This window comes from Ensifer sp. Root142 (genome assembly GCF_001426785.1).
Lineage (GTDB): Bacteria > Pseudomonadota > Alphaproteobacteria > Rhizobiales > Rhizobiaceae > Ensifer > Ensifer canadensis.
In genome coordinates, this window is sequence record NZ_LMFK01000012.1 from 289,046 (window position 1) to 301,565 (window position 12,520).

Sequence of the window (12,520 nt, forward strand, 5' to 3'; positions counted from 1 at the left end):
CATGAAGGATCAGCTTTTCCTCATCGAGCGCCGCGGCTTTCTGCGCGCCGGTGCCGTGCTTTCGCTTGGCGCTCTCGCCGGCTGCACCACATCCAACGTGCTGTCGCCGGCAACTGGCACCGGCAGCGACCAGACCGCGGCGAGCCTCGGCTATGTCAACGTCCTGCGCAAGAACAAGGGCCTGTCGCCGCTGGTGGCGGACAAGGCGGCTTCCGCTGCGGCCATGAGCCAGGCGGCGAGAATGGCCAAGGTCGGCAAGATGCAGCACCTGATCGGCTGGAACGACAGTTTCTACGACAGGATGAAGAGCCAGGGCGTGGTCCTTCCGGCTGCCGAGAACATCGCTGTCGGCCAGGACGACGCCGAACGCGCCTATGACGCCTGGTACAAATCGCCGAAGCATCTGGAAAACATGCTTGGCAACTATCGTGGTCTCGGCGTGGCCGTGGCGCAAAACGCCGCTTCGGGCAACCGGCCCTATTGGGCCATGGTGCTGGCGGGCTGATCGCTCGTTTCTCTGTCACCGCGTTCGAGGCCGCCCCTCATCCCCCGGACCTTCTCCCCGCGGGCGGGGAGAAGGGACGACGCTCTACCGTTTTGCCTTCCATCGGGACGTTGCGTTTTCCCGCGGGCTTGCCGGCAGCTCCAATCTTGCCTGCAAACCTACGAGGCATTCGGCATCTGTCGCCCGTGTGCGTCCTCTCTCCCCGCAAGCGGAGAGAGAGTTAGGGTGAGGGGCCATCGTGGCGCTGAGGTATCGACTGCTGTCACCAACCGCAGTCTCTTGCGCCCGCCTATGATCTTTCCCTAAAACGGTCGTCACGCACTCATTCCCCTGGACCGTTCGATGACCGCCATTTCTCCCGCCGCGCAGACCGAAACCGCCGGCCCCTTTGAGGTCACCCACCGGCTGATCCTGGCGATTGCGCTGCCGATGACGCTGGGCTTTCTGACCACGCCGTTGCTCGGCCTCGTCGATACCGCGGTGGTCGGCCGCATGGGCCAGGCGACGCTGCTGGCCGGACTTGCTGTCGGGGCGATAATCTTCGACCTGATCTTCACCACCTTCAATTTCCTGCGCGCCGCCACGACGGGCCTTGTCGCGCAGGCCTATGGTCGGGGTGACCGGCGCGAACAGCAGGCCGTGTTCTGGCGCTCGCTGGTGATCGCGCTTGCGGCCGGTGTTACGGTTGTCGCCCTGTCGCCGCTTTTGCTCGCCGGTGGTCTCTGGCTGATGGACCCACCGGCAGAAGTGGAAGCTGTTACGCGCACCTATTTCCTCTGTCGCATCCTCTCGTCCCCGGCGGCACTTGCCAATTATGCTATCCTCGGCTTTGTGCTCGGGCGCGGCCAGGGCACGACCGGGCTGTTGCTGCAGGCTTTGATCAACGGGGTCAACATTGTGCTGTCGATCCTACTCGGATTGATCCTGGGCTGGGGTGTCGCCGGTGTCGCGATCGCAACCGTGACCGGCGAGGTCATCGGCGCTCTGGTCGGCTTTGCCATCGTCTATGGCCGCTTCGACAGGACGGACGCGCCGAGCTGGGCGATGATCTTCGACCGCGAACGGCTCCGGCCGCTGTTCGGGCTCAACCGCGACATCATGATCCGGTCCTTCGTTCTCGTCGCGGCCTTCGCGCTGATAACGCGGATCGGCACAGCTTTCGGCCCGGTGACGCTGGCGGCGAACGCGGTGCTGATGACCATTTTTCTCGTTGCCGGCTATTATCTCGACGGGCTTGCCAATGCGGCCGAGCAACTGATCGGCCGTTCGATCGGTGCCCATTACCGTCCGGCTTTCGATCGGGCACTGAAGCTGACGATGGCATGGTCGCTCGGTCTCGCCGCCTTGACGACGATGGCGCTCCTGCTTTTCGGCCGCGGGATGGTCGATCTCTTGACCACGGCGCAAGACGTTCGCATGGTCGCTTACGAATATCTGCCCTGGGCGGCCCTGACGGCGATGACCGGCGCGCTCGCCTTCCTGATGGATGGGGTCTTCATCGGCGCTACCTGGTCGCGCGACATGCGCAACATGATGCTGGCAGCCCTGGTCGGATACATAGCCGCCCTGGGGATCCTTGTCCCCGCCTTCGGCAATCACGGCCTATGGGCGGGGCTCAACCTGTTCCTGCTGATGCGTGGCCTGTTCCTGCTCGCCAGAATTCCGGCAAAGGCCGGTCAGACCTTTCGTTCGGTCCAGTAGTCGAGGCGGCTGTCACGAAGGTCGCGGATCGATGTCAGGCCCTGGCGATCGCAGAGCTCGGAAAGCCCGCGCACGATCCGGCCGGGCAGCGCCGGACCTTCATAGACCATGCAGGAATAGAGCTGGACCAGGTCGGCGCCGGCGCGGATCTTCTCTGCAGCCGTTTCGGCCGAACTGACGCCGCCGACACCGATGATCGGCAGGGCCGGGCCGACGCGCTTGCGCATCCGGGCAAGAACGGCCGTCGATTTCTCGAACAGCGGCTTGCCGGAAAGGCCGCCGGCTTCCTTCGCCTGGGCCTGGTCTTTGAGGCCATCGCGCGAAAGCGTCGTGTTCGAGACGATCAGCCCGTCGAGATCTTGGGCGAGCACTTCGGCCGCGATGTCATCCAGGCCTTCCTCGGTCAGATCGGGAGCGATCTTGAGGAAGACCGGCACGCGCCTGTTGCTGCGCGAGGCTTCCTCGTCGCGCGCGGCAAGCACGGCCGAAAGCAGCGTCGCCAAACTTTCGCGCGCCTGCAGGTCGCGAAGACCGGGCGTGTTCGGCGAGGAGATGTTGGCGGTGAAATATCTGGCGACGGAGTAGAAGGTGTGGATGCCGCTGACATAGTCGCCGATGCGATCGGCACTGTCCTTGTTGGCGCCGATATTGACGCCGATCAGCGCGTCGCGCGAGCAGGCCTTGAGGCGGGCCAGGGCTGCGCCGTGGCCCTCATTGTTGAAGCCGAGGCGATTGATCACCGCTTCGTCTTCCACCAGGCGGAAGATGCGCGGCTTGTCGTTGCCCGATTGCGGACGCGGCGTCACCGTTCCGATTTCGGTAAAGCCGAAGCCGATCTTCAAAAGCGCTTCCGGCACCTCGGCATTCTTGTCGTATCCAGCTGCCATGCCGAGCGGATTGGGGAAGGCAATACCGGCAACGGTCTGGGCAAGCCGCTTGTCCTGTCTGGACGGACAGCTCGGCACGAGGCCGGTCTTCAGTGCCTTGATCGACAGTCCGTGGGCTGCCTCCGGATCGAAGAGGAAAAGGCCGCGGCGGGCAAGATTGGCAAAGGGATTGGTCATGCCTCGAGTTCCGGGAAGACGTGAAGGCCATCGGCGCCGAGCGGCAGCGGCTTTTCCCACAGGACGGCCGAAAGGAACAGCGGTGCGTAGAGATGCGGGAAAAGGGCACCGCCGCGTGACGGCTCATAGACCAGCTCTTCGCCGAGCGCATCGCCATCGATCGCCACCAGCAGCAGGCCTTCCTGCCCTTCGAAGTGGCGGGCGGCGGTTTCGATCGCCTGCTCGCCGGTCGAAAAGTGGATGAAGCCGTCCGCGAGGTCGATGGGCGCGCCATCAAAACGGCCGGTGCGTTTGGCTTCCTGCCATAGTGCGGCCGGAACGATCTTGTATATGATTGAGCTCATGATGCCCGCTTGTCCGTCGTGATATCCTGTCGTGGCCTTGCCGCAAATATCGGCGATTGTCCATTGCTGAAGATCTTTCACCGGCGGATTTCCGCCCGTATGTCCGCAACGGAGAGGAAATCATGAGAAGAGCAATTGCAGTCATGCTTATAGGCGGCAGCCTCGGCCTTGCCGCAGGCGCACGCGCCCAGGAACCGGCGCCCGGTCGCTACGCCATGCAGAAGTCGGACACCGGCATTGCCCGGCTCGACACCCAGACCGGCGAGGTCTCGCTCTGCCAGGAGAAAGACGGTCAGCTCGTTTGCCGCATGGCTGCCGATGAGCGCACGGCTTTCGAATTGGAGATCGATCTCCTTACCAAGCGGGTGGAAGCGTTGGAAAAGGCCGCTAAATCCGGTGGGGCCGTCGCAAAACCGGACCTTCCGACCGACGAAGAGATTGACCGGACAATGGGCATCATGGAAAGAATGATGCGCAAGTTCATGGATATCGTGAAGGATCTTGAAGGCAGCAGCGACGGAACGTCGCCGCAGAAGACCTGACGGGTCGGACGGACTGTGCGGCTACAACCGGCGTGGGGACGCGGGCTGCAGCCGAAGCTCTTGGGAGGGAGCGACATGACGCCGGACATGACCATCATCATCGCAGACGACCACCCGCTCTTTCGCGGCGCCATGCGGCAGGCATTGAGCGGCATGGCCGGCGCGCCTGCCATCGTCGAAGCCGGCGACTTCGCTACCGCGCGCAAGGCCGCCGCCGATTGTCCCGACGCAGACCTGATGCTGCTCGACCTCACCATGCCCGGCGTCAGCGGCCTGTCGGGCCTGATCGCCCTTCGCGCCGAATTTCCAAGCCTGCCGGTCATGGTGGTTTCCGCACATGACGACCCGGCGACGATCCACCGGGCGCTCGATCTCGGCGCCTCCGGCTTCCTGTCGAAATCGGCGGGGATCGAGGAAATCCGCGATGGCATCGAGAAAGTCATGGCCGGCGAAGTCTTCGTGCCGGCCGGCTACGAGCAGGGGCAGGAATACGAGCCGGAGGTCGCCGATCTCCTGCAGCGGCTGCAAACCTTGACGCCGCAGCAATCGCGCGTTCTGAGCATGCTCGGCGAGGGCCTGCTCAACAAACAGATCGCCTATGAGCTCGGGGTTTCCGAGGCGACCATCAAGGCGCATGTCTCGGCGATCCTGTTGAAGCTCAACGTCGACAGCCGCACGCAGGCCGTCATCCAGCTTTCGAAGATCGGTACTGTGGCGGCGGCCTAGAGCATCCCGCGCAAAAGTGGGCACCCGGTTTTGCGATCGCGACATGCGACGGAACCAGCGCTTTGAGTTCGAAAAGCGTTCCTAAAAGAACGCAGCGCGCTTTATGCGCGACACCGCATTAGCGACTATTCCGCAGCCGTCTTTGCCGCCGTCGAGAGCTGGGTCAGCCATGCCCGCATGGCGGCTGGCCGCACCGGCTTGTTCTGCAGGCCGACGCCGTCGCGCTCCGCCGCGCCGCGCACTTCCGGCGACCGGTCGGCGGTGACGAGCAAAGCCGGTATGTTGTCGCCGAACAGCGCCCGGATGCGCGCGATCGCCTCGATGCCGGTGCCGTCGTCGAGATGGTAGTCGGCGATGATGGCGTGCGGACGCTCCTGCGTGGACGTCGACATCTCGGTGCAGGCGTTAAGCGATTCCGCCGTCGTGACGACGCAGCCCCAGCCCGATAGCAGCACCCGCATGCCTTCGATGATGCGCGGCTCGTTGTCGATGCAGAGCACGCGCAGGCCGTTGAGCGCCTCGCTGGCCTTGGTCGTCGGCACGGGCGGGACGGCGACCCGTTCTCCCGCCGTTGGATCGAGCGGCACCGTGACCTTGAAACCGGTGCCCTTGCCGGGCTTGGACTGCAGGCTGACGGGATGGTTAAGCACCCGCGAAATCCGGTCGACGATCGAAAGCCCGAGGCCGAGCCCGGATGCGGTGCGGGCGCCCTCGTCGAGGCGCGCAAACTCCTTGAAGACGGTGCGGAACTTCGATGACGGGATGCCGATGCCGGAATCCAGCACTTCGATCGTCGCCATCTTGCCGCGCCGGCGCACGCCGACGAGCACCTTGCCTCGGAGCGTGTATTTGACGGCGTTCGAGACCAGGTTCTGCACGACGCGCCGGAGCAGGTTCGGATCCGTGCGCACCACCAGCGACGTCGGCATCACCACCAGCTCGAGGTCTTTCGCCCGTGCCATCGGCGCGAAATCCGTCTCGACCCGGCGCAAGAGGTCGTTGAGCGGGACCGACTGCAGGCGCGCCTTCATCGCGCCGGTGTCCAAGCGGGATATGTCAAGAACGGCACCAAGAATGGCTTCTACCGATTCCAGCGAGGAATCGATGTTTTCCACCAGCGTGCTGTTGTCCGATTCCCCGAGGCGTTCGACCAGCGAGGAGGAGTAGAGCCGGGCGGCGTTGAGCGGCTGCAGGATGTCGTGGCCGGCGGCGGCAAAGAAGCGCGTCTTGCCGATATTGGCCTCTTCGGCGGCGGCGCGAGCCTCGGCGAGTTCGTGGTTCACCCGGGTCAGTTCGCCGGTGCGCTCGGCCACCCGAAGCTCGAGCGTCTCGTTTGCCTGCTTCAGCGCCATGTCGGCGGCGACCCGCTGGGTGATGTCGGTGTAGGTCGTGACGATACCCTTGTCGGGCATTGCGTTGGTGCGCACTTCAATGATCTGCTGGCCGTTTCCAAGCTCCATCAGGAATGGCTTGTCGAGCGTCAGGAAGTTGGCGATCAGCCGCTTCTCGTCCTCCTTGCGGATATCGCCCCGCTTGGTGAGGATCGCGACGATGTCGGCAAGCGGGAAACCCACCTGGCCGGCGGCTTCCGGCAGGTCGAGCAGCTGGCGGAAACGCCGGTTCCAGATGATCAAGTTGTTGGCGTTGTCGAAGACGGCGATGCCCTGGTCCATCTGCGAAAGCGCGGTCTGCAGCATGTCCTGATTGTACTGCAGCGCTTCGCTTGCCTGGTCCAGCAGCCAGGCCGTATCCGACGAGGTGTCGTCGACCCGTTGCAACACCAGCGAAAACACGAGGCGGGCCGAGGACGAGCCGATGGCGCTGCCGAGCAGCTGCTCGGAAAAATGCACCAGCGCCATGTCGGCGGGCGCATTGTCGTCGTGCCAGCGGCCGGACTGGCGCTCATAGGTATGGAACGAACGCTGCATGCGCTCGTCGCCCATATAGCGGGCGATCGTCGCCTTGAGGTCGCGGACGGTGATCTTGGTCTTTCGGCCGCGAAACGCCCTCTCGCTGCGCGAGCGCCGGGTGATGAAGACCCCCGCCTGAAAACGTTCGAGCGGCTTGGGTGCCCGGGTCAGCGAGGCGAGCACGTACATGGTCAGATTGACGAGCAGGCTGAGCGCGGTGGCGTTGACCAGAGGATCGGCGTCAGTGCCGGAAAAGACCTCGGTGAAGGGTAGCAGGAAACTGAGGACCGTCGTTGCGACATGCGAATTATCCGGTCCGCCGAGGCTCGGCAGGAACAGGAGATAGGCCCAGACGAAGAAGCCCGAGACCATGCCGCAGATGGCGCCGCGGGCATTGGCCTGACGCCAGACCAGGCCGCCGAGCAGAGAAGGTGCCATCTGCGAAATGGCAACGAAGGAGAGAAGCCCGAGCGAGGCGAGGCCGGCGCTGATATCGGCCGAACGGTAATAGGCATAGCCGAGCAAAAGCACGACGAAGATCGCCGTGCGGCGAATATTGAGCAGTGTGCCCGCGAGATTTTCCTGCAGCCCGCCGCGCTGGCCGAGATTGCGGCGCAGGAAGACTGGCATGACGATGTCGTTGGAAATCATGATCGACAGCGCCACGGAGGCAACGATGACCATGGCCGTCGCTGCCGAAAAACCGCCGATGAAGGTAATCAGCGTCAATAGCGGCAGGCCGTTGGCGAGCGGCAGCGTCAGCAGGTAGAGGTCGGCGTCGCCGGATCCCGAGAAGGTCAGGATGCCGGCAATGGCGATCGGCAGAACGAAAAGGTTGATGGCGACGAGGTAGAGCGGAAAGAGAATGCCGGCGGTGCGCAACTCGCCTTCGGTGCGGTTCTCGACGACAGTGACATGAAACTGCCGCGGCAGCATGATGATCGCAAAGGCCGAGGTGACGATCAGCAGGATCCAGCGCGCGATCGGCGTTTCGTAGGAGAGCGCCTTTTCGACCGCCGGGCTTTGCTGGGCGAGGGTCCACAGATGCGTCGGCCCGTCGAAAATCACGAATACGATGTAGAGGCCGGCGGTGATCAGCGCCACCAGCTTGACCACCGATTCCATCGCGATCGCGAGGATCAGGCCGTCCTGGTGTTCGGTTGCATCCGTATGGCGGGTGCCGAAGACGATGGCGAAGCAGGCGAGGAACAGGGTGACGAGGAGCGGCAGGTCGATGAAGCTTTGCCCGGCGCCGATGCCATAGTCGCTGGTGTTGATCATCGCCGCGACCGAGCTCGAGATCGCCTTCAGCTGCAGCGCAATATAGGGCACGGCGCCCACCAGCGAAATCAGCGCAACGATCGCCGCCACCGCCGGGTTCTTGCCATGGCGGGCGGCGATGAAGTCGGCGACCGATGTCAGCTTCTCGGTCTTGGCAAGCCGGATGATCTTGCGGATCAGCGGCATGCCAAGCGTGAACATCAGGATCGGGCCGATATAGATGCCGGTGAACTCGAGGCCACGCTCGGCCGCAAGGCCGATGCCGCCGAAATAGGTCCAGGACGTGCAATAGATCGCAAGGCTCAGCGCATAGACCAGCGGCCTGCCGTTGACCGCAGTGCTTTTTTTCCTGGCCCGCCGGTCGCCGTAGCTTGCGACTGCGAAAAGCAGCAGCAGATAGGCGAAGGCCGAGGCGAAGATGACCGAACCCGAGAGCATGCCTCATTCCTCCGGGGGCAAGCATAGGCCAACTGCAAGAGGTTGAGAATTGCCTCGGCATCAGTCTTAAGTTCAAGGCGGCGTTGAAGAAAGCGCGCGGCCCGCCGGTGTCGTCAGCGGGCGATCGCAATCGGGCAACTCGCTTGCATACGATTTGATCAAAGGCAAAGAATGGTTTCCCCCCTGCCCGCTTTGGTTTAGTTTCCGTAAACGGTTGCAGCGCGGGACAGCGCCAGCGGTCGCTTTCAACGGGGATAATACGGAGAGACGTATGCTGAATGAGTTCAAAGAGTTTGTTGCCCGCGGGAACGTGATGGATCTCGCGGTGGGTGTGATCATCGGCGCCGCTTTCAGCAAGATCGTCACGTCGATCGTCGAAGACCTGGTGATGCCCGTTGTCGGTGCGCTCACCGGTGGCGGTTTCGACTTCTCCAACTACTTCCTGCCGCTCTCGGCCAACGTGACGGCGACGTCTCTTGCCGCTGCCCGTGAACAGGGCGCCGTCTTCGCCTATGGCAACTTCATCACTGTCCTCATCAACTTTCTGATCCTCGCTTGGATCATCTTCCTGATGATCAAAGCGGTAAACCGCGTGCGTGCATCGGTCGAAAAGCAGAAGGAATCCGAGCCGGCCGCTCCGCCGCCGGAAGATGTCCGGCTGCTTTCGGAAATCCGCGATCTCTTGAAGCAGCGCGCCTGAGTTTCCTCTTCCCGCGGGCTCCGGCGTCGTCGACCGAAGCCCGCGAAACATCACAGAAATCAATAAACCGGTCAGATAAAGTCGCGTGATCGCCGCTGCGAAAGCGGCTAGAAGCGACGGGCGATCCGGAGCGGGATCAGGAAAAGTGTGGGCGGTTTTCCGCCCGCATCCCGCTCTAACTCATGAAAATCGATCACGTTTTTGATTTGGGTCGAGCCAACCCGACCAAATCAAAAACGTGATCCAGGAGCCCGTCGATGACCATCATCACCACCCTCAGTCCCCGTGCACTCTCGGCGCCGGAAAGCGGCATCGTCGAGGTCGTGAACTATGCCCGTGGGCGCGACGGTCTGATCCCGCTCTGGGTCGGCGAAGGCGATCTTTCGACCCCGACCTTCATTTCCGAGGCCGCCAGCGAAGCGTTGCTCGCCGGAGAAACCTTCTACACCTGGCAGCGCGGCATCCCGCCACTGCGCGAAGCGCTGTCGCGCTATTACCAGCGCCGGTTCCAGAAGACCCTGTCACCGGAGCATTTCTATGTCACCGGCTCCGGCATGCAGGCAATCAAGCTTTCGATCGAGGCGATCACCTCGCCGGGCGACGAGATGGTGCTTTTGACCCCGGCTTGGCCGAATTTTGCCGCGGCTGCCGAGCTGTCGGGCGTCAAGCCCGTCTCCGTTGAGCTCCGCTTCGAAAACGGCACGTGGCAGCTCGATCACGAGCGGCTCGAAGCGGCAATCGGTCCGAAGACCAAGGCTCTCTTCATCAACACGCCGTCCAACCCGACCGGCTGGACCGCCAGCCATGACGATCTTCGCGCCATTCTGGCGCTGGCGCGCAAGCACGGCCTCTGGATCGTCGCCGACGAGATCTATGCGCTTTATCACTACGCAGGCGGCCGGGCGCCTTCTTTCCTTGATGTGATGGACGACGACGAGCGCATCATCTTCGTCAACTCCTTCTCCAAGAACTGGTCGATGACCGGTTGGCGCGTCGGCTGGATCGTCGCCCCGCCGGCAATCGGCCAGGTGCTTGAAAACCTGGTGCAATATGCAACCTCAGGCGTGGCGCAGTTCATGCAGCGCGGCGCCGTCGTGGCGTTGGAAGAGGGCGATGCTTTCGTCGACGCCAACATTGCCAAGGCCGCACAGAGCCGTGACCTCTTGTGCGACGCGCTGATCGCCACCAATCGGGTCGAAACGCTGAAGCCGGACGGTGCGATCTATACGTTCCTCAAGATCGACGGCGTCACGGATTCGCGCGCTGCGGCGATCGACATCGTCGACAAGACAGGCGTTGGCCTTGCGCCGGGAACCGCATTCGGCGATGGCGGCTCCTTGTTCATGCGCGCCTGCTTCCTGCGTGATCCGGCGCAGGTCGCGGAAGCGGCACACCGCCTGCAAAATTACATTCTCGGTCGGTAACGGTCGCCATCGCTTAGGTCGGCGTGCGCTCCTGCATAATTCCTTAAATCAGGATAGATTTAAGGCAAAAATTATGCAGCAAGTTTAGAATGTTACAGCGTCCTTAGCGCGTCAGATTTGACGCGCGGCGCTGTAAGTGCCCCGCCGACCTTTCGGCGTGACTATTTCTTAACTCTACACCAAGGAATTGTGGTCCCGCGGCCGCGCAGACGTGCGGCCCTTACCTATTCCGAAAGCATCTGTGGGTTTTGCTGTCTCCTATGTTCCAGGGAACGGGAAGCAGTAAATGGCTGTGTTGGTAACGGGCGGTGCCGGCTATATCGGCAGCCACATGACGTGGGCGTTGCTCGACGCCCACGAGGATGTGGTCGTGCTCGATCGACTGTCGACCGGTTTCCGCTGGGCCGTGCCATCAGAGGCGCGTTTCTACCGTGGCGATGTCGGCGACAAGGTATTGCTGGCACGCATCTTCGACGAGAACAGCATCGATGCGGTCGTGCATTTCGCCGGTTCGGCGATCGTTCCTGAATCGGTTGCCAACCCGCTTGCCTATTACGAAAACAACACCGGCAACACGCGTACGCTGATAGAGGCCGGCGTGAAAGCGGGGATCGGCGGTTTCGTTTTCTCGTCGACGGCGGCCGTCTATGGCAGCCAGGACGGCGCGGAACCCGTGCGCGAGACGACAGCCCTCCACCCCGAAAGCCCCTATGGGCTATCGAAGCTGATGGCCGAATTGATCCTGCGGGATGCCGCTGCAGCCCACGATTTCAGCTATGTGGCGCTGCGCTATTTCAACGTCGCCGGCGCCGATCCCCTGGGTAGGACAGGTCAGTCGACGACCGGCGCAACCCATCTGATCAAGGTCGCCTGTGAAGCCGCGCTCGGCAAGCGGCCGAAGGTCGATATCTACGGCACGGATTATTCCACGCCCGACGGCACCGGCATCCGCGATTACATCCACGTGGCCGACCTCGTCGAAGCCCACATGCGTGCGCTTGCCTATCTCAGGGCCGGTGGCGAGCCGTTGATCAGCAATTGCGGCTACGGCGAGGGTTTTTCGGTGTTGCAGGTCATCGACACCATCAGGCGCATCTCTGGCCGTGACATTGCGGTTAAGCATGGGCCGCGGCGACCGGGCGATATCGCTCGCATCGTTGCCGATCCCGCGCTCGCACGGCTGAAGCTTGGATGGGTGCCGGCCCATGCAAGTCTTGACCAGATCGTAGAGAGCGCCTTCGCCTGGGAAGAGCATCTTTCACGCAAGAACAGCTACGACCTGCCACGCCCGCAGATGCGATTGGTCTGAGGCCCTCGATCAGGGCGTTTGATCGTCGCTCGTTTCGCCCAGTATCTTTTGTTCATGCGCGATCGCGTGGTTGATCAGCCGTGCCCAGATCTCCTCGTAGAAATCCGGGTCCAGGTTCTGGCTCTCGGCATTCTTGCGGGCATTCTCGCGCACTTCCATGACCCGCGCCGGGATATCGGCCTTCAGCTTCAGCGGCCGCTTGATCTCTGCGGCGCGGTCGATATAGCCCCAGCGCTCGGCGAAAAGCGCCATCAGCGCCTGATCGAGCCGATCGATCTCGGCGCGCACATCGGCCATATCAGTGCATTCGGCTGGGGTCTTTTGCATCTGTCTCGTCCGGTTGCGGCAGGGATGCCTTGCGCCCGCAGGGGCACGCGGCGCTCTTGCGGCGCACTGCTAACAAACGGCGGGGGATCTGAGAAGAGGCAACAGGGTCGCACGGTCCCAGTGTCAGCGGAACGGTGATCACGAGGTGACACCGGGACCGTAATCACCAGGTGCCACCGGGTTGGTGGTCACCTCAGCAGGCGATCGCTTGGCGAGGGAGGAGGGTGCGGTCCTGTCTCCGTCCGCGGC

At 62.9% G+C, this 12,520-nt stretch carries 11 protein-coding genes; 7 read left to right on the forward strand and 4 right to left on the reverse strand.

Features of this window, described 5'->3' with window-relative positions; genetic code table 11:
• The first annotated feature begins 1 nt into the window (after position 1).
• Both ASD52_RS13900 and ASD52_RS13905 read left to right on the forward strand, forming a co-directional pair.
• Positions 2-505 (forward strand): CAP domain-containing protein, encoded by a 504-nt coding sequence (locus ASD52_RS13900; protein WP_025425836.1) that lies wholly within the window; start codon positions 2-4, stop codon positions 503-505.
• Between the two features lie 342 nt (positions 506-847).
• Positions 848-2,206 (forward strand): MATE family efflux transporter, encoded by a 1,359-nt coding sequence (locus ASD52_RS13905; protein WP_025425837.1) that lies wholly within the window; start codon positions 848-850, stop codon positions 2,204-2,206.
• On the opposite strand, the gene ASD52_RS13910 is transcribed toward ASD52_RS13905, so the two are convergent.
• Together ASD52_RS13910 and ASD52_RS13915 are read right to left on the reverse strand one after the other, a co-directional pair.
• On the reverse strand, positions 2,182-3,270 hold the full coding sequence (locus ASD52_RS13910; RefSeq protein WP_025425838.1) for a quinone-dependent dihydroorotate dehydrogenase: 1,089 nt from the start codon (positions 3,268-3,270) through the stop codon (positions 2,182-2,184). The two genes, ASD52_RS13905 and ASD52_RS13910, sit on opposite strands and share 25 nt — an antisense overlap.
• Positions 3,267-3,614 carry a DUF952 domain-containing protein gene (locus ASD52_RS13915; RefSeq protein WP_025425839.1) on the reverse strand — a complete coding sequence of 116 codons (348 nt, stop codon included), beginning with the start codon at positions 3,612-3,614 and terminating at the stop codon, positions 3,267-3,269. Before ASD52_RS13915 ends, ASD52_RS13910 begins: the two co-directional genes overlap by 4 nt.
• Positions 3,615-3,736: 122 nt before the next feature.
• Between ASD52_RS13915 and ASD52_RS13920 the strand changes: the two genes are divergently transcribed.
• A complete protein-coding gene (locus tag ASD52_RS13920; protein WP_025425840.1) occupies positions 3,737-4,156 on the forward strand; it encodes a hypothetical protein in 420 nt (139 codons plus the stop codon).
• Positions 4,157-4,231: 75 nt separating this feature from the next.
• Positions 4,232-4,882, forward strand: a complete 651-nt coding sequence (locus tag ASD52_RS13925) for a response regulator transcription factor (RefSeq protein WP_057224647.1) — start codon at positions 4,232-4,234, stop codon at positions 4,880-4,882.
• 125 nt (positions 4,883-5,007) lie between these two features.
• Here the strand turns inward: ASD52_RS13925 and ASD52_RS13930 are convergent, their stop codons facing one another.
• A complete protein-coding gene (locus tag ASD52_RS13930; RefSeq protein ID WP_057224650.1) occupies positions 5,008-8,511 on the reverse strand; it encodes a PAS domain-containing hybrid sensor histidine kinase/response regulator in 3,504 nt (1,167 codons plus the stop codon).
• A gap of 271 nt (positions 8,512-8,782) precedes the next feature.
• Between ASD52_RS13930 and mscL the strand changes: the two genes are divergently transcribed.
• The 3 genes from mscL (at position 8,783) to galE (ending at position 11,944) form a co-directional block, all read left to right on the forward strand.
• A complete protein-coding gene (mscL, locus tag ASD52_RS13935) occupies positions 8,783-9,211 on the forward strand; it encodes a large conductance mechanosensitive channel protein MscL (RefSeq protein WP_025425843.1) in 429 nt (142 codons plus the stop codon).
• 257 nt (positions 9,212-9,468) lie between these two features.
• A complete protein-coding gene (locus ASD52_RS13940; protein ID WP_025425844.1) occupies positions 9,469-10,635 on the forward strand; it encodes a pyridoxal phosphate-dependent aminotransferase in 1,167 nt (388 codons plus the stop codon).
• Positions 10,636-10,921: 286 nt separating this feature from the next.
• Positions 10,922-11,944 (forward strand): UDP-glucose 4-epimerase GalE, encoded by a 1,023-nt coding sequence (galE, locus tag ASD52_RS13945; RefSeq protein ID WP_025425845.1) that lies wholly within the window; start codon positions 10,922-10,924, stop codon positions 11,942-11,944.
• Between the two features lie 9 nt (positions 11,945-11,953).
• Here the strand turns inward: galE and ASD52_RS13950 are convergent, their stop codons facing one another.
• Positions 11,954-12,271 (reverse strand): chorismate mutase family protein, encoded by a 318-nt coding sequence (locus ASD52_RS13950; RefSeq protein ID WP_025425846.1) that lies wholly within the window; start codon positions 12,269-12,271, stop codon positions 11,954-11,956.
• Positions 12,272-12,520 lie beyond the last annotated feature (249 nt).